The following is a 20084-nucleotide window of genomic DNA, read 5'->3' as shown; positions in this document are numbered from 1 at the left end:
TCAAAACCGCGCCAAACACCGAATCGCTGCCGCAGCCGCGGCCGTGCGATTTTCCACCCCCAGTTTGCGGAACACCTGTTCCAGGTGCTTGTTCACCGTGCGTGGGCTCATGTCGAGGATCTGGCCGATTTCGCGGTTGGTCTTGCCGTTGGCGATCCACAGCATCACGTCGGCTTCGCGCCCGGTCAGGCCGAAGTGGTCGCGCAGGCGCTCGCAGGCATCATCGCTGCGCGGGTTGTCGACCAGCCGCAGCAGGTGTTCCTGGGCTGATACGCTGGCGAGAAATTCGATTACCGGGCCGTCTTTGCTGGCTCGCGCGGGGGTCAGGTGGTGGCCGGGCTGGGGACTGTGGCTGAGCCAGGTAGCGAGTTCGCCGGCCAGTAGCTGCAGGTTGTCGGTATGCGCATAGCCGCACTGGTGCAGGCGCTGGCTGACCTGCGGGGTGGCCCAGAGTTGTTCACCTTTGGCATCCACTGCGAACAGGTAATGGCCGGTGTGATCCAGTGCCATGCGGGCGCTTTGGGCCATGCGGGCGTTGGCCAGATGGACCTGCATGCGGGCCAGCAGTTCGTCGGCCTTGATCGGTTTGTTGACGTAGTCCACGCCGCCGCTGTTCAGGCCCATGACCACATGTTCGGTGTCGCTCAGGCCGGTCATGAAAATAATTGGTACATCGGTCAGCGCCGGGTTGGTCTTGAGCTGGCGGCAGGTTTCGAAGCCGTCCATGTTCGGCATCAGCGCATCGAGCAAGATCAGGTCAGGGGTGATGTTGCGGGTGATGTTCAGAGCCTGGGCACCTTCTAGGGCGACCAGCACGGTCATGCCGGCATTTTCCAGCACATCGTTGAGCATGCGGATGCTGTCCAGAGCGTCGTCGACGATAAGGATGGTGTCGCGTGGGCGTTCAAGAGCATTCATTGTCGGTTACCTGAAGCCGTTGCTGCAGGGCTTCGAATTGGAAGGCCTCAGCCAGGCCGATCAGTTGGTTGTAGTAGTCATGGCGTGTGCTGTCTTGCTCGCGCAACTGGTACAGCGCTTCAAGCAGGCCCTTGCGATGGCCGATGGACGCCAGTGCCTGCAAGGTCGGCAGGCCGGGCAGGGGTGTGGCCGGGGCTGGCGCAGGTTGTGTGTGAGCTGCCGGCATCGCCGGTTCATGGCGCCATTGCAATTGCAGCAGCAGGCCGATCTGTTCGAGCAACTGGGCCAGTTGCACCGGCTTGATAAAGTAGCCCTGATGCAGTGCCGGTAGCTGAGACTGGCCGCCGTCGGCGGCATCGGCGGACAGCACGATAACCGGTGTGGTACAGCCGCTGGCGCGCAGTTCGGCCAGCAGGCTCCAGCCGTCCTGGCCGGGCATGTTCAGATCGAGCAGCAGCAGGTCGGCTGGTTGCTGGCGCAGCAGTTCCACGGCCAGCAAGGGGTTGGCCAGGGTCTGTACCTCAAAGCCCAAAGGCGTGAGCAGGTTGGTCATCAACTGGCGGTGTGAGTCTTCGTCGTCGATCACCACAATGCGCCGGATCGGGCCGGCATAGCCGTGCGGTGGCCGCAGTGCCGGGGGCGGATCGTCTGGCCTGTCGCGCCGGGCGCTGGCCAGCAGCAGTGCGACTTTGAAAGTGCTGCCCTGGCCCGGGTGGCTCTGCACGCTGATGTCGCCACCCATGATTTCGCACAGCAGCTTGGTAATGGTCAGTCCCAGCCCGGTGCCGAAGGCGGTCGAGCCGGGATTGCGCACCCGTTCGAAGGGCTGGAAGATGCGTTCGAGATCCTCGCGGCGAATACCCTCGCCACTGTCTTCGACCTTGAACTCGGCGACCTCGCTGCGGTAGCGCAGGGTCAGGCGCACATGCCCGGATTCGGTGTATTTGATGGCGTTGGACAGCAGGTTGATCAGAATCTGACGTAGGCGCTTTTCGTCGGTACGTACCCAGCACGGCAGGCGATCCTGGCAGTGGAACTCGAACGCCAGGCCCTTGGCCTCGGCCTGCAGGCGGAACATGTGGACCAGTTGATCGAGCAGCAGGTCGATGCGCACTTCGCTCAGGTGCAGCTCCAGGCGTCCGGCCTCGATTTTGGAAATATCCAGCAGCCCTTCGATCAGATCGGCCAGGTACTCGCCGCTGCGGCGAATCACCCCCAGCGCCGGGCGGCGAATTTCTGGAATCTGCGGGTCCTGTTCCAGCAGTTGGGCGTAACCGAGTACTGCATTGAGCGGTGAGCGCAGCTCATGGCTGATGCCGGTCAGGTAACGACTCTTGGCCTGGTTGGCGGCTTCGGCCTGCTCCTTGGCCTGCTGCAGTGCGCGGTCGGTCAGCTCGTGGGCTTCGATCTCTTCCAGCAGCAGGCGGTTCTGCCGGTTGGATTCCTCCTGGGCGACCCGGCGGCTGTCGTTGGCCAGTACAAACAGCCAACTGATCACCCCGGTGATGATCAGCAGAATGAAAAACACCTTCCACAGGGTGCTGGCCAGTAGGGCCTGGGTGGCGCTGTCGCTGAACGGTGTCTGGTAGTAAATCAGTGCCAGCAGCAGACCGGTAACGCCATTGATCAGCGCCAGCAGGCCAAGAAAATGACCGATCCGTGAGCCGACCCGTGGCATCAGCCGCTCGGGTAGCAGCAGCCGGAGAAAACCGCGCATCTGTTCGGCATAGCCGGCGCCGGGTTTGCAGTAGTCGCCGCAGCGGGCATCCAGCGAGCAGCACAGCGAGCAGATCTGTCCGCCATAGGCCGGGCAATGGGTGATGTCTTCGGGCTCGAAACGGTTTTCGCACACGCAGCAGGCCAGTCGTTCGTCAGCCTCGGGTTGCAGGCGGATCACCTCGCGCGCCAGGTAATAACGTCCGCCGGTCAGCCAGGCGATCAGCGGGGCGCAGAGTAGGGCAGTGCCCAGGGCAATGAAGTGCGCCAGAGCCTGCGCCACTTCACCGAGTAGCCCGGCAAAGCTTAGGAATCCGACCAGGGTGGCCAGCAGCATGGCGCCGACCCCCACCGGATTGATGTCGTACAGATGCGCACGCTTGAACTCGATATGCTTGGGCGACAGCCGGAGCGGCTTGTTGATCACCAGATCGGCGACCAGTGCGCCGGCCCAGGCGGTGGCGATGATGCCGTAGTAGCCCAGGGTTTCTTCCAGCGCCCGGTATACCCCCAGCTCCATCACCAGCAGCGCGATACTGACGTTGAACACCAGCCAGACCACCCGGCCGGGGTGGCTGTGGGTCAGCCGGGAAAAGAAGTTCGACCAGGCAATCGAGCCGGCATAGGCGTTGGTGACGTTGATCTTGACCTGGCACAGGATCACGAAGATACCGGCTGCAGCCAGCGCCACCTGTGGCGAGTTGGTCAGGTAGCCGAAGGCGATCATGTACATGCGGGTCGGATCGGCGGCTTCCTCGTAGGGCACCCCGTGGTTTAGCGCCAGCACGGCCAGGAACGAGCCAGCCAGAATTTTCAGCGCGCCGATGATGATCCAGCCCGGCCCGCCGGCCATCACCGCCGCCCACCAGCGCAGACTTTTACCGGGCTCGGCCTTGGGTACAAAGCGCAGAAAATCGACCTGCTCGCCAATCTGGGCGATTAGCGAGAACATCACCGCAGCGGCGGCGCCGAACATCAGCAGGTTCAGCCCGCTGGCCGGATCGCTGCCCGGCTCACGGCCGGCGAACTGGGTCCAGTCCTGCACCGCGCTGGCGTCGGCATAGATGATGAAGACGAACGGCACCAGTTGCAGGATGATCCAGAAAGGCTGGCTCCATAGCTGGAAGCGGCTGATCAGGGTGATGCCATGGGTCACCAGCGGAATGATCACCAGTGCGCAAATGATGTAGCCCAGCGCCAGCGGCACGCCAAACAGCAGCTCCAGCGCCATGGCCATGATCACTGCTTCCAAGGCAAAGAAGATAAAGGTGAAGCTGGCGTAGATCAGCGAGGTGATGGTCGAACCGATGTAACCAAAGCCGGCACCGCGGGTCAGCAGATCGCTGTCGACCCCGTAGCGGGCAGCGTAATAGCTGATCGGGATGGCGGTCAGCAGAATCACCAGACTGACCGCCAGAATTGCCGCCACCGCATTGGTAAAGCCGTAATGCAGGGTAATGGCGCCGCCAATCGCTTCCAGGGCCAGAAACGAGATAGCCCCCAGCGCAGTACCGGCCACCCGTGACGCCGGCCAGCGTCGGGCGCTTTTGGCGGTGAAGCGCAGGGCGTAGTCCTCCAGCGTTTCGTTGGCGACCCACTGGTTGTAGTTGCGGCGCACGCGGAAGATGTGTTGCCTGGCAGTCATGGACTCCCCTCGGTGCCAGTTTTGGTGACACTGGCGGCTCGATCTGCACCGGCATGGTGCGATATCCGGATGGCCAGTTCGCTGTAACGCTGCACTGGCCGCCCCCTGGCAGGCTCTCTCTCAATATACATGCCAGCTTGTCTATTTAAGCGAGCCTTTCATCTGCTCCTTTCCGGTCAGCCCCCCTCCCGTCATTGCGAGGGCCGCAGGCCCGTGGCAATCCATGCCGGGTTCGCGTTGGGCAGGGCGTTTGGATTGCCGCGTCGCTCTGCTCCTCGCAATGACGCGCTGTGGCGTCTTTGCACTGACGGGGCTAGCGTCCCCGCAATGACAAGGCTAGTCCCCCTCCCGTCATCGCCTTCACTCACCGTCATTGCGAGGGCCGCAGGCCCGTGGCAATCCATGCGTGGTTCGCGTCGGGCAGGCCGTTCCGAATACATATAACCGCGCTAATTTCTATACCGCAGCGAACCTGCCGGCCATGCGTCAAATGACGTAGGCGGCTGGGGTATTTGTCGAATGGGCAGCTTGATGGGTGCTTAGCAGAATGCGAGTCGTGCGCTTAAGGCATCACCGGATCTGCCCCGGTGGTGCCGTTTTTTCCCAGTTTCACCGACACGAGGAATCACCATGGAGCACTCCAAACCCAAGCTGTCCCGCCGCAGTTTTCTGGCGCGTTCGATCGCGGCCATGTCCGCCGCCGTGCTGCTGTCCGGCATCAGCCTGACCGCCACGGCCAACCCGAGCACCGCTGAGGTCAACACCACTGGCCTGGCGGTGACCGACAACACCGTCAAGGTCGGCATCCTGCATTCGATCACCGGCACCATGGCGATCAGTGAAGAGGGCTCGGTGCAGGCCGAGATTCTCGCCATCGAGCAGATCAACGCCATGGGCGGGGTACTCGGACGGCAGATCGAATACGTTCAGGAAGACGGCGCCAGTGACTGGCCGACCTTCGCCGACCGCGCCAACAAGCTGCTGCGCCAGGACAAGGTGGCAGCGGTGTTTGGCTGCTGGACTTCGGCCTCGCGCAAGGCGGTACTGCCGATCTTTGAGCGCAACAACGGCATGCTCTATTACCCGACCTTCTACGAGGGGCTGGAGCAGTCGCCCAACGTGATCTACACCGGCCAGGAAGCCACTCAGCAGATTCTCGCCGGGCTTGACTGGGTGTCTGAAGACAAGGGTGCCAAGACCTTCTACCTGATCGGCTCGGACTACATCTGGCCACGCACCTCGAACAAGATCGCCCGTACCCACATCGAGCAGCACCTGGGTGGCCAGGTGGTCGGTGAGGACTACTTCCCGCTCGGCCACACCAGCTTCAACTCGGTGATCAACCGCATCCGCCTGCGCAAGCCGGACGTGATCTTCGCCTCAGTGGTTGGTGGCTCCAACGTGGCCTTCTACCGCCAGCTCAAGGCCGCGGGTCTGGACATGACCAAGGAAGACTTCACCCTGCTGACCATCTCGGTCACCGAGGATGAAATTCTCGGTATCGGCGGTGACAACATCGAGGGTGCCTATGCCTCGATGAAGTACTTCCAGAGCCTGCCGAATGAAAACAACCAGGCTTTCGTCGAAGCCTTCAAGGCCCGCTGGGGTGCTGATGCGGTGATCGGCGACGTCACCCAGGCCGCCTATCTCGGCCCCTGGCTGTGGAAGGCCGCCGTGGAGAAGGCCGGCTCGTTCGATGTTGACCGCGTGCGCGAAGCCTCGCCGGGCATCGAGCTGACCACCGCACCGGAAGGTTATGTACGCATCCACGAAAACCACCACCTGTGGTCCAAGACCCGCATCGGCCACGCCCAGCGTGACGGCCAGTTCAAGGTGGTCTACGAGACCGAAGAGCTGATGGAACCCGATCCGTTCCCGGCCGGTTACCAGTAAGCCTGTATACCCCGCCGGCCAGTCGGCCGGCGGGACCGTTTTGCCTGGTTTGCCTGTCCATCTGCCGGAGGAAGGACCATGTTCTCTGACTTCTCTGCCGCCGAGCTGACCGCGATCTTTGCCATGCAGGGTTTTGCCGGTCTGATCCTGTTCGCGGTGTTCGTTCTTATGGCCCTGGGCCTGGCCATCATTTTCGGCCAGATGGGGGTCATCAATATGGCGCATGGTGAGTTCATGATCCTCGGTGCCTATGTCACCTACATGACCTCGAACCTGTTCGCCAACCACTTTCCCGAGCTGTTCGGCTCCTACTTCCTGTTCGCCATCGTCCTCGCCTTTTTCGCTGCGGCGCTGCTCGGGGTGATCGTCGAATGGGGACTGATCCGCTTTCTCTACCATCGCCCGCTGGACACTCTGCTGGCCACCTGGGGCCTGAGCCTGATTCTGCAGCAGGCCTACCGCTCGATCTTCGGCGCCCGTGAGGTCGGGGTGGTGATTCCCGACTGGCTGATGGGTTCCTACCAGCTCACCGACATGATCGAGGTGCCGATCAACGGCCTGTTCGTCATGGCCCTGGCGGTGCTGGCCACAGTCACCGTGGCGGTGCTGATGTACCGCTCGCGCTGGGGCAAGCAGGTGCGCGCCGTGGTGCAGAACCGCGACATGGCGGGCGCTGTGGGCATCAACACGGCCCGGGTGGACCGCCTGACCTTCGCCCTGGGTTGCGGCATTGCCGGGGTCGCCGGCAGTGCCTTCACCATGATCGGTTCCACTGGCCCCAGCTCTGGCCAGCTGTACATCGTCGACACCTTCCTGGTGGTGGTGTTCGGCGGCGCCGGCAGCCTGTTTGGCACGGTCGCCTCGGCATTCAGCATCTCGCAGTCACAATCGATCATGGAGTTCTTCATGGGCGGTTCGATGGCCAAGGTTCTGACCCTGCTGGTGGTGGTGATCATCCTGATGTTCCGCCCCCAGGGGTTGTTCAGTCTCAAAGTGCGCCGCTAGGAGGAGCCCGTCATGCCATTCTCATCCTTCAAGGAGTTCATGCCGCGCCAGGATCTGCTGTCGTTTCTGGTGCTGGCGCTGGTGCTGCTGGTGGCGCTGCCGCTGGCGCTGGACGTGATGCGTCTGAATCAGGTCGGCAAGTTCCTCAGCTTTGCCTTCGTCGCCGTTGGCCTGGTGCTGTGCTGGGGCTACGGCGGCATCCTTAGCCTGGGGCAGGGGGTGTTCTACGGTCTGGGCGGCTACGCCCTGGCCATGTACCTCAAGCTCGAGGCCTCGACCCCGGAAAACACCGCGATCCAGACCACTCCGGGTATCCCGGATTTCATGGACTGGAACCGCATCACCGAACTGCCGTGGTTCTGGGAACCCTTCTACAGCCTGACCTTCGCCATCATCGCGGTGGTCGTGGTGCCGAGCATCGTCGCCTACCTGATCGGCGTAGCGATGTTCAAGCGCCGGGTCGGTGGGGTGTACTTCGCCATCATCACCCAGTCGATCGCCGCGATTCTGACCATCCTGATCATCGGCCAGCAGGGTCTGACTGGCGGGGTCAATGGCATCACCGATCTGCGCACGCTCAAGGGTTGGAACATCCACACCGACGAGGCCAGCTACATTCTCTACTTCGTCTGCGTGGCGCTGCTGTTCGTCTGCCTGCTGGTCGCCCAGTACATCCGCCGCAGCAAGACCGGACGGATTCTGGTGGCAATGCGCGGGCAGGAGGACCGGGTGCGCTTTTCCGGTTACGACATCGCCAACTTCAAGGTCTTCGTGTTCTGCGTCGGCGCCGCCTTTGCTGGCATCGGCGGGGCCATGTTCACCCTGCAGGAAGGCTTCATGTCGCCGAGCTTCGTCGGGGTAGTGCCATCGATTGAGATGGTGATCTTCTGCGCCGTCGGTGGCCGGTTGTCGATCATCGGCGCGGTCTACGGCGTGCTGCTGGTCAGCGTGGCCAAGACCCTGTTCGGCGAGAGCTTCCCGGATCTGTGGCTGTTCGCCATGGGCCTGATCTTCATCGGCGTAGTGCTGGCGCTGCCCAATGGCATTGCCGGCCTGTACGCCAACTGGGTGGCGCCGCATGTCGACCGGCTGCTTGATCGCCTGTTCGGCAAGCCGGGCGAGCCGCGCATTGACGTCCTTCAACCCAGCAGCCAGGGAGCCAGCTCATGAGCCAGGGATCCAATACCGATTTCATCCTCGCCGTGGAGGGGCTCACGGTCTCGTTCGACGGCTTTAAGGCAGTCAACGACCTGAGCTTCTATGTCGACCAGAACGAGATCCGCGTGATCATCGGCCCCAATGGCGCCGGCAAGACCACAGTGCTGGATCTGATCTGTGGCCGTACCAAGGCCACTGACGGTTCGATCCGCTTTCGCAACCGTGAACTGACCCGGCTCAAGGAGCACCAGATCGTCAAGGCCGGGGTCGGGCGCAAGTTTCAGAACCCCTCGATCTACCCGGACCTGACCGTGTTCGAGAACCTGGAAATCTCCTACCCCAGCGGGCGTGGGGTGTTCGGCAGCCTGGCCTTCAAGCGCAGCGCCGAGGTGGTAGCGCGCATCGAGGAAATCGCCGGGCGGATTTTCCTCTCCGAGCATCTGCACACCCAGGCCGACCTGCTCAGTCATGGCCAGAAACAGTGGCTGGAGATTGGCATGCTGCTGATCCAGAAACCCGAACTGCTGATGCTCGATGAGCCAGTGGCCGGCATGTCGGTCAACGAACGCCGGCAGACCGCCGTGCTGCTGCGTGAGATCGCCAAGGAACACACCATGATCGTGATCGAGCACGACATGCAGTTCGTGGCGGAAATCGCCGACAAGGTCACAGTGCTGCACCAGGGCCGCATTCTGGCCGAGGGTTCGCCGGAGAAGGTCAAGGCCGACCCCAAGGTCATCGAAGTCTATCTGGGCCATTGAGAGGGCAGAACATGTTGAACGTATCCGATTACAGCGTGGCCTACGGGCAGAGCCAGATCCTGCGCAATCTCAATTTCAGCGTCGGCAAGAATGAAATCGTCGCCATCATGGGCCGCAACGGCATGGGCAAGACCACGCTGATGAAGTCGTTGATGGGTGTGATCCCGAGCCAGGGCGGCAGCGTGACCCTGGATGAGCGCGAAGTCGCCGGCCTGAAAAGCCACCAGCGAGTCAAGGCCGGGCTGGCCTATGTACCCCAGGGGCGGATGATCTTCTCGACCATGACAGTCAAGGAAAACATCGAAACAGGTCTGACCGTGACCGGTCGGCGCAGCGTGCCGGACGATCTCTACGAGCTGTTCCCGGTGCTGTTGGAAATGCGCTCACGGCGCGGCGGCAACCTCTCCGGTGGTCAGCAGCAGCAACTGGCAATTGCCCGCGCCCTGGCCAGCGACCCCAAACTACTGCTGCTCGACGAGCCGACTGAAGGCATCCAGCCGTCGATCATCAGCGACATGGCCCGCACCCTGAAAACCATCCGCGATCAGCGTGGCCTGTCGATCATCGTCTCCGAACAGGTGCTCAAGTTCGCCCTCGATATTGCCGACCGCATTCTGGTGATCGAAAAGGGCGAGATCGTCCATGAAGAACTCAGAGCCAGCGTCGACGAAGCCAAGATCGCTTCCTACCTGGCCGTCTGACCATCAATCAGCGATAAGGAGTCCGCCATGCGTCATGGTGACATTTCCAGCAGCAAGGACACCGTCGGCGTTGCCGTGGTGAACTACAAGATGCCGCGCCTGCACACTCGCGGGCAGGTGCTTGAGAATGCGCACAAGATTGCCGACATGATTCGCGGCATGAAGCAGGGCCTGCCCGGCATGGACCTGGTGATCTTCCCCGAATACAGCACCATGGGGATTATGTATGACAACGACGAGATGATGGCCACCGCCGCCAGCATCCCCGGTGATGAAACCGCGATCTTCAGCCAGGCCTGCCGCGACGCCAACACCTGGGGCGTGTTTTCGCTCACCGGCGAACGCCACGAACAGCACCCGCACAAGGCGCCGTACAACACCCTGGTGCTGATCAACAGCGACGGCGAGATCGTCCAGAAGTACCGCAAGTGCATCCCCTGGTGCCCGATCGAAGGCTGGTACCCCGGCGATACTACCTACGTCAGCGAAGGCCCCAAGGGCCTGAAAATCAGCCTGATCATCTGCGACGACGGCAACTACCCGGAAATCTGGCGCGACTGCGCGATGAAGGGTGCCGAACTGATCGTCCGTTGTCAGGGCTACATGTACCCGGCCAAGGAACAGCAGATCATGATGGCCAAGAGCATGGCCTGGGCCAACAACTGTTACGTCGCCGTGGCCAACGCCACCGGTTTTGACGGCGTGTATTCCTACTTCGGCCACTCAGCGATCATCGGCTTCGACGGCCGCACCCTGGGCGAATGCGGCGAGGAAGATATGGGCGTGCAGTACGCCCAGCTGTCGGTCAGCCAGATCCGCGACGCGCGCGCCAACGACCAGTCGCAGAACCACCTGTTCAAGTTGCTGCACCGTGGCTACACCGGCGTGTTTAACTCCGGCGATGGGGACCGCGGCGTGGCTGACTGCCCGTTCGACTTCTACCGCACCTGGGTCATGGACGCAGAAAAAGCCCGCGACCAGGTCGAAGCCATGACCCGCAGCACCATAGGCGTGGCCGACTGCCCGGTAGGTGAACTGCCAGTGGCCGGCAAGGAGAGGGGTGCCTGGGGCTGAGTTGCCGGCATGGATCGCCACGGCCTACGGCCTCGCGATGACGGGGAGGGGGGAGTCAAGTACCGGTGTAACACCCCCACCCCCGTCATTGCGAGGCACGCAGTGCCGTGGCAATCCACCGACACGGCAATCTATTCACTACCACAGACAAGGACAGGTCCATGCCCTTCGCCAACGAACGCCTTGCCGCCAACCGCGACCTGCTGGCCCAGCGCCCGAGCAAAACCGGCCTACGCCAGACCCGCTTTACCTTCGACCCGCAGCAGGTCAGCCAACTCCTGCACCAGCGCATCATCGGCCAGGACGCCGCCCTCGCCACCCTCAGCGACCTGTTGCAGGTCATCCGCGCCGACCTGGCCCCGGAACAGCGACCGCTTGGCGTCTGCCTGCTGATGGGCCCGACCGGCGTCGGCAAGACCGAAACCGTGCGGGTACTGGCCGAGGCGCTGCACGGCAGCCCGGACGCCATGTGCCGCATCGACATGAATACCCTCAGCCAGGAACACTACGCCTCGGCACTGACGGGCGCGCCGCCCGGCTACGTCGGCAGCAAGGAAGGCCACACCCTGTTCGATGCCGACAAAATCCGTGGCAGCTACAGCAAGCCCGGCATTGTCCTGCTCGACGAACTGGAAAAGGCCAGCAGCGAGGTCATCCGTACCCTGCTCAACGTCCTCGACGCCGGCCAACTGACCCTGCCGGCCGGCAACCGCACGTTGGATTTTCGCAACAGCCTGATCTTTCTCACCAGCAACCTCGGTGCCGCTGAACTGGCGCGCTACCACGGCCGCTTTCGCTCCGGCTGGTGGCGCTGGCTTGGCCCAAGCACCGCCCAGGAGCGGCAGATACTTGACCAGGCCCTGAGTCAGCGCTTCGACCCTGAGTTCATCAACCGCATCGACCATATCGTCCAGTACCAGCGTCTGAACGATGACCTCAGCGAACCATTGCTGGATATTGAACTGCAACGCCTGACCCGCCGCCTGGCTAGACAGCAGGCCGAACTGCGCCTCACCGCCAACGCCCGCCACTTCCTGTGCCAGGGCTATGACCGCCGCTACGGCGCCCGCGACCTGGCGCGCCAGGTACGCCAAATACTCACCCCAAGACTCGCCCACGCCCTGTTGCAAACCCCCAGTGCCAGCCTGTTCATCGCCGACTACCAGAACGGACAGTTAAAAGTCTTCCCCACCGACTAACCCTGGATCGCCACAGGCCTACGGCCTTCGCGATGACGGAGAAGGGGCCAGCCCCGGCGCAACGTCCCCCTCACCGCGTCATTGCGAGGCGCAGGGGGCAGTCATCCGCCGCCGCGGCCCCCCCACCTCGTCATTGCGAGGCACGCAGTGCCGCGGCAATCCACCGCCCCCCACCCCGTCATTGCGAGGCGCGTCAGCGCCGTGGCAATCCACAAAGGCATCCCCACCCCTGAATCAGCCTCCCCATACCATCTACGTCAAATGACGTAGACAGGGGTGTCATTTCACGAATGGTCGCCAGGCCAGCGCTTGGCGATAGTGACCCGGTAGTTCATTTCGACCCCCATCTGCCCTCAGGAGCTGACAATGGCTGACACCATCATCAAGATCGATCTGAAAAAGTCGCCCTACGAAAACGACATGGTCCACAACCGCTGGCACCCGGACATTCCCATGGTCGCCACGGTCAAGCCTGGCGACGACTTCATCCTTGAATGCTACGACTGGACCGGCGGCCAGATCGCCAACAACGACAGCGCCGACGACGTGCGTGACGTTGACCTGAGCCAGGTGCACTTCCTGTCCGGCCCGATTGGCGTGGAAGGCTGCGAACCGGGTGACCTGCTGGAAGTCGACATCCTCGACATCGGCACCTTCGACGAAAGTCAGTGGGGCTTCAACGGCTTCTTCTCCAAGCAGAACGGTGGCGGCTTCCTGACCGAGCACTTCCCCGAAGCGCAAAAATCCATCTGGGACTTCAACGGCATGTTCACCAAGTCCCGGCACATTCCGAATGTCGAATTCGCCGGCCTGATCCACCCCGGCCTGATCGGCTGTCTGCCGTCCAAGGAAATGCTCGAAGAGTGGAACAAGCGCGAAACCGAACTGTTTGAAACCGACCCCGAACGCGTCCCCGGCCTGGCCAACTTGCCTTATGCCGAAACCGCGCACATGGGCCGCCTGAGCGGCGAGGCCAAAGCCAAGGCCGCTGCCGAAGGCGCGCGCACCGTACCGCCGCGTGAGCATGGCGGCAACTGCGACATCAAGGACCTGTCGCGCGGCTCCAAGGTCTACTTCCCGGTCTACGTCAAGGGCGGCGGGTTGTCGGTGGGCGATCTGCACTTCAGCCAGGGTGACGGCGAAATCACCTTCTGCGGCGCCATTGAAATGGCTGGCTGGATTCACCTGCGGGTCAACCTGATCAAGGACGGCGTAGCCAAGTACGGCATCAAGAACCCGATCTTCAAACCCAGCCCGATCAAGCCGCGCTACGACGACTACGTCATCTTCGAAGGCATCTCGGTCGACGAGCAGGGCAAGCAGCACTACCTGGACGTGCATATCGCCTACCGCCAGGCCTGCCTCAATGCCATCGAATACCTGACCAAGTTTGGCTACAGCCGCGCCCAGGCCTACGCACTGCTGGGCTGCGCCCCGGTGGAAGGGCATATCAGCGGCGTGGTCGACGTACCCAACGCCTGCGCCACCCTGTGGCTGCCGACCGGCATCTTCGACTTCGACATCAACCCCAGCGCCAGCGGCCCGCAAACCAAAGTGTCCGGCGGCATGGACGTACCGCTGTCGAAAGACAAGGAGTAAGCCGCCATGCCTTTGTATGACTACAAGTGCCAGGAGCATGGAATTTTCCATGCCCTGGCCACCATGGACGAGTTCGACAAACCGCAGCCCTGCCCGCAGTGCGGCGTGATGTCAGCCAAGGTGATCCTGCTACCGAGCCACCTGTTCAAGGTCGACGACAGTGAACGCAAGGCCAAGGACCGCAACGAAAAGGCCATGCACAGCCCGATCCTGTCCACGCCCGAGTACCGCGCCGAAGAACAGGCCCGGCACGAGCACAAGCACGGCAAGGGCTGCGGCTGCGCGCATCAGAAACTCGGTAAATCAAAACTGTTCTGGACCGCCAACGGCGAAAAGATGTTCCCCTCCGCCCGGCCCTGGATGATCAGCCACTAACCTGTCCCCCCTGGGAGGCGCGAGCATCCGCTCGCGCCTGGGGAAGCCAGCGCCAGCGCCAAGTCTGACCGCTCCATCCATTCCATTCCCCCCCAAAAAAATGGACCTCTGTCATAGCGACACCAGATACGCATATCACAGCTGGTATTTGTGGCTTGTAAGCTACAAAATGTACCAGGTCGGGCAGATATGTAGCTTAAGGGCTACAATGTTTTATAGGCAGAACTTGTATAAATGTAGCTTGCAGGCTACATTTTTCGGTGAATTGTCTATTTCTGATGCTCAGGAGCTACAAATGTCCTCACTGTACGACGTTGCCGAAATGCTCAAGCAAGCACGCCGTGACGCGAACCTGAGCCAGGAAGCCATTGCCAAGCGTGCCGGTGTATCACGCTCCACTGTGGCCCGCATGGAAACCTTGGCCAAGGGGGATATGAGCGTTTCGGCGCTGGTTCGCCTGCTGGAGGCCGCAGGGTATGACTTGAAGCTGGTCAAGGCCGGCCATACGCGTACCGTTGAGGATATCCTTGCCGAACAGCGTTCCGAGAGAGGGTAACCATGATTCTCGACGTACACGTCAATGCAAAACATGTGGCCAAGCTCTACCGGGAGCGTGATGAGTACGTCCTGAAATATCTTCCGGGCACCGAGTTGGCAGACTTCGTCAGCCTGACAATGCCAGTTCGCGAAGAGCCATGGCGCTGGCCTCGTGATTTGTTTCCATTTTTCCGGCAGAACCTGCCCGAGGGCTATTTGCTGGGGGTTATTCGTGAAGAGTTCGGAGCGCTGCTTGATGGCACCGACTTATCGCTTCTGGGGCTGGTCGGCGCCACCGGTATTGGCAGGGTGGCGGTTACGCCTGAGGGCGTTCGCCCCGGCATCGACATGGACCCGCTTGAAATCAGCCAACTGCTCCAAGCGGAAAACACCACGGAACACTTCGCCAGACTTGTGCGCCAGTATGCGCGGGTAGCTGTCTCGGGAGTCGTACCAAAGTTCATTGCCAAAGATGCAGTACACAACCAGCCACTGCATGGCAAACCGACGTTAAGGACGGGGTTTCATATCATCAAAGGCTCTGATGACAGCACCCCATTTCTAGGCTTCAACGAGTTCTACACCATGCGCGTTCTGGCACGGCTGAATGTCGTCCCCGTTGCCAGGTGCAGTATGTCGGAGGATGGCAGAGTACTGGTCGTGGACCGCTTTGATGTTGATGAGCAGGGCGTTCCCCGGTTTGGTATGGAAGACGCGTGTGGGCTGTTGGGCCTGCCGCCACACGAGAAATACCGTCCCTCCATTGAGCAGGTGTGGAACGCCACCCGGCCCTACATAAGCGCAGATCACCTGCGTGAACAGCGCGAGCACCTGGGCTGGCAACTGCTGACCAATTACGTGGTGCGCAATGCAGATTGTCACGCAAAAAACATCGCACTGTATTACACCTCCCTGGCCGACGTGGGCTTTACCCCGGTCTATGACCTGGTGACCACGCAGGCCTATCCACGCTTCGCAGCCAGTCCCCCTGGGCTCTCCATTGCCGGCCGGCAAACCTGGACGCCGGGCCGTTCGCTGGAAACATTCTTCAAAGCTGTCTTGAGCATTCCCCCGGCTCAGTACGCTGCTATGGTCGATCAGCTCTGTCAGTCAGCGGTAGAGGTAGGCAAAGAAGTCATTGAAGCCGCCAAGAACGAACCGGCCTGGCGCGATGTGGCCAAGCACATGGTGCATGCCTGGAATGAGGGAATGGAGACATTACGCAGCGCCAAAGCCGCACCCCAGTTTCGTGGCCTGGATACTGCCATCGCAGATGCAGGCTTCTCAGGACCGCGTAAACCGGAGCGTACCAACGCGATAATTGGGCGTTCCGAATTGCTGGCAAAAAAACGTTAAGGGCCAGAAAGTTGTCGTGGGAAGAGCCCCTCACCACACCAACACCGCCACATACGCCAGCAACACGCTGGCAAACGCCAGTGCCGCCGCGCTCCAGCCCAGCCAGCCCCGCAGGGTGTCGAGTTTGGATACCCAACCCTGCGACAGCCAGCGGCCCAGCTGTGCTGCCAGTGCCAGCTTGAGCCACAACAGCAGGTTCAGCCCGCAGAGCAGGGCAGTGATGAACAGCAGGTCATGCAGCGGAGCAACGGCCATTTCGTATCCTCGTGACGCGATACGAGGATGATGCCGGCCTGCTACGACAAGTTGTGTCGCATCAGGCTCCGCGCGCCACTATCTCGCGAGCCTGCTGCAAAATCTGCTCGCGCCAGGTGCGTGGTTCGAGCACCTCGATACTGGCGCCAAAACCCATGATCCACCACTGGGTCTGCTGATCGTTGGGCACCGTGGCTTCCAGCCGTACCCAACCCTCGGCGTCCGGCTCGGACAGTGACTGGTCCCGGCTCAGGGGTGTTTCCGCCAGCAGCCAGGCCATTGAGTTGGTAATGCGCGCCACCAGTTTCACCGGCTCCTGCGCCAGCGGAAAGCCGAATGCCCCCTGGTCAATATACTGCTGCAGGTTGAAGCCTGGCTGGGCGCGGTACAGGCTGGCGCTGGGTTTGACCTTGCGAAAGCGGTGCAGGGCAAACTGGCGCACGTCTTCATGCTCGTTCACCGTGGCCAGCAGATAGGAGCTGCTGTCGCGGGTGACCAGCCCCAGCGGGTGCAGAGTGTAGTGCTTGAGTTCCCCCTTGAAGCGGCTCAGATAGCTCACGTCCACGGCGTAATGATTGAGCAGGGCATCGGTCAGCCCTTCCCAGATGGCCGGCTTGATCTCGGCGGGGATCAGCGACTTGCCGTTGGGGATCGCCCGCACACGCTGGCTCCACTGCGAGAAACCATTACCCTGCAGCCCTTCCAGATGCTTGCGGGCACTCTGGAACTTGTAGCTGATCTTGTCCATCGCCACCTTAGGCAACAGCCCGCGCACCGACTCCTCGGCCAGCACCAGCGTCAGCGCAGTGACAGTATCCAGGGCGGGCAGGTCGCTGTTGTAGTTGGCCACATAGTTCCAGCGATAGGGCTTGGACTCCTTGTGGCACTGCAGCGGGAAGTGCTCAGCGAGCTTTTCCAGATCACGCTGGATCGAGCGCGGCGTCATGCCGTAGCCCTGTTCCTCCAAACGCAGACCAATGGTGGTGGTACTCAGGCTGTGCGGTGCCCGCGGCAGCATCTGCAGAATCGCGAGGTGGCGGAACAGGGTATCGCGCTGGCTCATGGTCGGTCCTTGGGCTGAATGTGCTGAGACATCTTGCTGCGACATAAATGGTCGCATGATGATGCCATGCTTGCTGTCGGGCTGTCCGTCGATTTTCTTTTTTGCTCCGGCAATGTGTGTTTTCAGGCGAAACGGCGGCACAGTTTGTTGCGTTTATCGGCAGAATATTGGTGAGTGGCGCATGGCATGATGGCATCGCGCTATTTCGCTCTTTGGAGGGAGCATGCTGTATCTCTTGCTAGGGTTGGTCGGTCTGGTTGTTGGCATTGTCTTGCTGAAAAAACTGTTCAAATTCATCGTGGTAGTGGCCGGCGGCGTGCTGGGCATGGTCGCTGCGGTGTTCATGGGGCCGGCCGCCTTGCTGGCGATTCTGCTGGAAAAGTTCGCCAACGCCCTGCGACTCAAGCTGGTTATGCCTTACCTGATGCTGAGTGGTTTCAGCCTGCTGGTTGGCTGGGTCTACCTGGAAGGGCGTTACTACGGGCTGCAGGATTCGGGCTTTGGCTACTACCGCAACCTGATCACGCTGCTGCTGGCGCTGGCGGTCATCGGCGCCGTGTTCAAGACCCGCGGGCTCAATGCAATCAACGCCAATCACACCCTGCTGCTCAAGAAAGAGCGGCAAGGCTGGGCCCTGTTCCATGCCGCCCTGTTGCTGACCCTGTGCGCCATCATCTCACCCTGGATTGCCGCCGCGATCGAGCCACTGAACGGCCTGCAAGCCTGGCTGGGCGGCGCTTACTGGGTGGCTGCCCTGCTGGTGCAACTGTACGCCCTGATGGACAGCCACGAGCGCCGGACCTTCTGCACCCAGGCGTTTGCCGAACTGTCCGAGACCGAGCAACTCAACGCCCGGGAACACTGTGAAACGCTGGCCGATGAACACCACCTGGATCAGGCCGATGCCGAGGCGCTGTATCAGGGCTGCGTCGTCCTGCTGGTCGAGCGGGGCGTGCTGCACGAGTACGAGATACTGTCTGACCCCTGGGTCTTCAAGGCCGAGTGGGACGCGCACAACCGCCGACGCATCGAACATATGATCAACCCATCGGCCCGCCTGGACCTGGATGCAGTGGTGCAACTGATCGGCCAGACCTATCGCCTGAATGAAGAGCAGGCCCGGGACTTTCTCGAATTCAGCGCCGGGCTGGGCGTGATCTACGGCATTGGCACCGAGGCCTTCTTCGTACCGCTGAAACAGATCGACAACATCCGGGTATGCACCTCCTGCGGGCACGCTGAAGAGGGCCACGTGCCCGAGCAGGGCGAATGGTTCTGCTCCAGCACCTGCCGCGAAACCGAAAACCTGTGCCTGGAAATCAAAGACAAGCCCTATAAGGACTTTCTCGACAGCGCCGCCACCAGTGGTTTTGTGCTGATGGCCGGTGGCGCGGCGCTGGATGCCAACCACAAGCTGTTCGCCACCGGCGGCCAGGGCCACGGCTTTGCCGCTGAAAACGCCAACCATCGGATCGACAAGCTGATGATGAAAAAGGCGGAACTTGTTGGCGGCGACAATGCCAAGAACGGCGCAGACCGCCTGGTCGACGGTGCCAGCCTGCAAACCAAATACTGCCAAACCGCCGCACGCAGCGTTGGTGCCGGGTTCGATGGGCAGAATGGCAGCTACAAATACCTGGATGCCCAGGGCAAGCCCATGCAGATCGAGGTGCCCAAGGATCAGTACGAACTGGCCGTGGAAACCATGAAAAACAAGATCAAGGACGGCAAGGTCCCGGGCGTCAGCGACCCCGAACAGGCCAAAGACCTGGTGGTCAAAGGGCACCTGACCTACGACCAGGCCAAGAACATCACCAAGTTCGGCACCCTTGAATCGGTCACCTATGACATCGCCGAAGGGGCCATTGTTGGCGCCGTAGCCGGCGGCATCAGCTTTGCCCTGAGCGCCTGCGTCTACTACGCCTCCACCGGTGACAAGAAGCAGGCACTCAAGGTCGCCGCCATCCAGGGCGGCAAAACCTTCGGCAAAAGCCTGACCGTGTACGTTGGCGCACAGCAGCTCAACCGGGTCGCCGTGGTGCAGAAGGTGCTGAGCAAGATCGACGTCTCAGCACTGTCGCACAGCAAACGCAGCCTGCTGCAAAAAGGCTTTGGCGTCAGCTCCAAGAACAGCCTCAACAAAGCCCTGCGCGGCACCGTGATCACCTCCATCGTGCTGATCGCCGTCACCACCGGCCCGGATATGGTCAAGATGGTCCGCGGCCGCATCTCCAAAGCCCAGTTCGTCAAAAACCTTGCCGTGGTGTCTTCCGGCATTGCCGGTGGCACCATCGGCTCGATTGCCGGCGGCATCGTATTCAGCCCGCTCGGCCCGGTCTCCGCCATGCTTGGCCGCGCCGCAGGCGGCATCATCGGCGGGGTGATTTCCTCGGTCATCACCAACAAGATCGCCGGCAAACTCATGGAAGAAGACCGCGTGCGTATGCTCAAGCTGGTACAGCAGCAGCTCGAATACCTGGCCGTAAGCTTTATGCTGACCAAGGACGAACTGCAAAACCTGAACCGCAACCTGGACCAGATCCTCCAACCCAAAACCCTGGAAATCATCCACGCCGCCAAATCCGAACAACGGGCCATGGCCAACTTCATCCTAAAACCGGTGGTGGTCAGCGTGGTCAAGCAACGCCCGGCATTGCAGTATGAGGGGAATGATATTTTCCTGGCTTGTGAGGATATGGCGGCGTAGGGGGGATTGTTGAGGTATAAGTTGTATGTCATTTCTCTTTATACGACGAGTGCTGGGCTGCGTATATTTTTGAGCCATATTCAAGCCCACAAAATGCATTATCAGCCACCTGACGGGTATGC

General features: G+C 61.4%; 16 protein-coding genes. 12 read left to right on the top strand and 4 right to left on the bottom strand.

Annotation, left to right across the window (positions count from 1 at the left end; translation table 11 throughout):
* Entirely contained in the window at positions 1 to 918 is a 918-nt protein-coding gene (locus BVH74_RS17560; RefSeq protein WP_080051357.1) for a response regulator transcription factor, read from the bottom strand.
* Positions 905 to 4279: a hybrid sensor histidine kinase/response regulator gene (locus BVH74_RS17555; RefSeq protein ID WP_080051356.1), complete on the bottom strand. Its 3375-nt coding sequence runs from the start codon at positions 4277 to 4279 to the stop codon at positions 905 to 907. The genes BVH74_RS17560 and BVH74_RS17555 overlap by 14 nt, the downstream gene beginning before the upstream one ends.
* Before the next feature lie 690 nt (positions 4280 to 4969).
* Here BVH74_RS17555 and urtA point away from each other — a divergent pair.
* The 11 genes from urtA to BVH74_RS17500 all read left to right on the top strand — a co-directional run bounded on the left by urtA (position 4970) and on the right by BVH74_RS17500 (position 15937).
* Positions 4970 to 6172 carry an urea ABC transporter substrate-binding protein gene (urtA, locus tag BVH74_RS17550; RefSeq protein WP_218189185.1) on the top strand — a complete coding sequence of 401 codons (1203 nt, stop codon included), beginning with the start codon at positions 4970 to 4972 and terminating at the stop codon, positions 6170 to 6172.
* Positions 6173 to 6250: 78 nt separating this feature from the next.
* Positions 6251 to 7177 (top strand): urea ABC transporter permease subunit UrtB, encoded by a 927-nt coding sequence (gene urtB / locus BVH74_RS17545; RefSeq protein WP_080051354.1) that lies wholly within the window; start codon positions 6251 to 6253, stop codon positions 7175 to 7177.
* 12 nt (positions 7178 to 7189) lie between these two features.
* Positions 7190 to 8347 carry an urea ABC transporter permease subunit UrtC gene (gene urtC / locus BVH74_RS17540; protein ID WP_080051353.1) on the top strand — a complete coding sequence of 386 codons (1158 nt, stop codon included), beginning with the start codon at positions 7190 to 7192 and terminating at the stop codon, positions 8345 to 8347.
* Positions 8344 to 9096: an urea ABC transporter ATP-binding protein UrtD gene (gene urtD / locus BVH74_RS17535; RefSeq protein WP_080051352.1), complete on the top strand. Its 753-nt coding sequence runs from the start codon at positions 8344 to 8346 to the stop codon at positions 9094 to 9096. Before urtC ends, urtD begins: the two co-directional genes overlap by 4 nt.
* An 11-nt stretch (positions 9097 to 9107) precedes the next feature.
* Positions 9108 to 9797: an urea ABC transporter ATP-binding subunit UrtE gene (gene urtE, locus BVH74_RS17530; RefSeq protein ID WP_080051351.1), complete on the top strand. Its 690-nt coding sequence runs from the start codon at positions 9108 to 9110 to the stop codon at positions 9795 to 9797.
* A gap of 27 nt (positions 9798 to 9824) precedes the next feature.
* Positions 9825 to 10871, top strand: a complete 1047-nt coding sequence (locus tag BVH74_RS17525; RefSeq protein WP_080051350.1) for an aliphatic amidase — start codon at positions 9825 to 9827, stop codon at positions 10869 to 10871.
* Between the two features lie 161 nt (positions 10872 to 11032).
* The gene (locus BVH74_RS17520; RefSeq protein WP_080051349.1) at positions 11033 to 12070 is read left to right on the top strand and encodes an AAA family ATPase; all 1038 of its coding nucleotides are present in this window, start codon (positions 11033 to 11035) and stop codon (positions 12068 to 12070) included.
* Positions 12071 to 12436: 366 nt separating this feature from the next.
* Entirely contained in the window at positions 12437 to 13669 is a 1233-nt protein-coding gene (fmdA, locus tag BVH74_RS17515; RefSeq protein ID WP_080051348.1) for a formamidase, read from the top strand.
* Between the two features lie 6 nt (positions 13670 to 13675).
* Complete coding sequence (locus tag BVH74_RS17510; protein WP_080051347.1) at positions 13676 to 14044, top strand: FmdB family zinc ribbon protein; 369 nt, start codon at positions 13676 to 13678, stop codon at positions 14042 to 14044.
* Between the two features lie 295 nt (positions 14045 to 14339).
* Positions 14340 to 14600, top strand: coding sequence for a helix-turn-helix domain-containing protein (locus BVH74_RS19135; protein WP_119701139.1), 261 nt, complete (start codon positions 14340 to 14342; stop codon positions 14598 to 14600).
* A gap of 2 nt (positions 14601 to 14602) precedes the next feature.
* Positions 14603 to 15937 (top strand): type II toxin-antitoxin system HipA family toxin, encoded by a 1335-nt coding sequence (locus BVH74_RS17500; protein ID WP_080051346.1) that lies wholly within the window; start codon positions 14603 to 14605, stop codon positions 15935 to 15937.
* Positions 15938 to 15967: 30 nt separating this feature from the next.
* On the opposite strand, the gene BVH74_RS17495 is transcribed toward BVH74_RS17500, so the two are convergent.
* Positions 15968 to 16192, bottom strand: coding sequence for a hypothetical protein (locus BVH74_RS17495; RefSeq protein ID WP_080051345.1), 225 nt, complete (start codon positions 16190 to 16192; stop codon positions 15968 to 15970).
* A gap of 61 nt (positions 16193 to 16253) precedes the next feature.
* Positions 16254 to 17255 carry a helix-turn-helix transcriptional regulator gene (locus BVH74_RS17490; protein ID WP_080051344.1) on the bottom strand — a complete coding sequence of 334 codons (1002 nt, stop codon included), beginning with the start codon at positions 17253 to 17255 and terminating at the stop codon, positions 16254 to 16256.
* Positions 17256 to 17478: 223 nt separating this feature from the next.
* On the opposite strand from BVH74_RS17490, the gene BVH74_RS17485 reads away from it, so the two are divergent.
* Positions 17479 to 19962 carry a YeeR family protein gene (locus BVH74_RS17485; RefSeq protein ID WP_080051343.1) on the top strand — a complete coding sequence of 828 codons (2484 nt, stop codon included), beginning with the start codon at positions 17479 to 17481 and terminating at the stop codon, positions 19960 to 19962.
* Positions 19963 to 20084 lie beyond the last annotated feature (122 nt).

The sequence above is a fragment of the Halopseudomonas phragmitis genome, from assembly GCF_002056295.1.
Classification (GTDB): domain Bacteria; phylum Pseudomonadota; class Gammaproteobacteria; order Pseudomonadales; family Pseudomonadaceae; genus Halopseudomonas; species Halopseudomonas phragmitis.
The sequence above is the reverse complement of the archived record's forward strand: the minus strand, read 5'-3'. Positions and strand labels throughout refer to the sequence as shown.

Excerpts from the sequence above, each read along its gene's own strand:
- BVH74_RS17560 (WP_080051357.1), bottom strand. The coding sequence starts at position 918 with ATGAATGCTCTTGAACGCCCACGCGACACCATCCTTATCGTCGACGAC.
- BVH74_RS17555 (WP_080051356.1), bottom strand. The coding sequence starts at position 4,279 with ATGACTGCCAGGCAACACATCTTCCGCGTGCGCCGCAACTACAACCAG.
- urtA (WP_218189185.1), top strand. The coding sequence starts at position 4,970 with ATGTCCGCCGCCGTGCTGCTGTCCGGCATCAGCCTGACCGCCACGGCC.
- urtB (WP_080051354.1), top strand. The coding sequence starts at position 6,251 with ATGTTCTCTGACTTCTCTGCCGCCGAGCTGACCGCGATCTTTGCCATG.
- urtC (WP_080051353.1), top strand. The coding sequence starts at position 7,190 with ATGCCATTCTCATCCTTCAAGGAGTTCATGCCGCGCCAGGATCTGCTG.
- urtD (WP_080051352.1), top strand. The coding sequence starts at position 8,344 with ATGAGCCAGGGATCCAATACCGATTTCATCCTCGCCGTGGAGGGGCTC.
- urtE (WP_080051351.1), top strand. The coding sequence starts at position 9,108 with ATGTTGAACGTATCCGATTACAGCGTGGCCTACGGGCAGAGCCAGATC.
- BVH74_RS17525 (WP_080051350.1), top strand. The coding sequence starts at position 9,825 with ATGCGTCATGGTGACATTTCCAGCAGCAAGGACACCGTCGGCGTTGCC.
- BVH74_RS17520 (WP_080051349.1), top strand. The coding sequence starts at position 11,033 with ATGCCCTTCGCCAACGAACGCCTTGCCGCCAACCGCGACCTGCTGGCC.
- fmdA (WP_080051348.1), top strand. The coding sequence starts at position 12,437 with ATGGCTGACACCATCATCAAGATCGATCTGAAAAAGTCGCCCTACGAA.
- BVH74_RS17510 (WP_080051347.1), top strand. The coding sequence starts at position 13,676 with ATGCCTTTGTATGACTACAAGTGCCAGGAGCATGGAATTTTCCATGCC.
- BVH74_RS19135 (WP_119701139.1), top strand. The coding sequence starts at position 14,340 with ATGTCCTCACTGTACGACGTTGCCGAAATGCTCAAGCAAGCACGCCGT.
- BVH74_RS17500 (WP_080051346.1), top strand. The coding sequence starts at position 14,603 with ATGATTCTCGACGTACACGTCAATGCAAAACATGTGGCCAAGCTCTAC.
- BVH74_RS17495 (WP_080051345.1), bottom strand. The coding sequence starts at position 16,192 with ATGGCCGTTGCTCCGCTGCATGACCTGCTGTTCATCACTGCCCTGCTC.
- BVH74_RS17490 (WP_080051344.1), bottom strand. The coding sequence starts at position 17,255 with ATGAGCCAGCGCGATACCCTGTTCCGCCACCTCGCGATTCTGCAGATG.
- BVH74_RS17485 (WP_080051343.1), top strand. The coding sequence starts at position 17,479 with ATGCTGTATCTCTTGCTAGGGTTGGTCGGTCTGGTTGTTGGCATTGTC.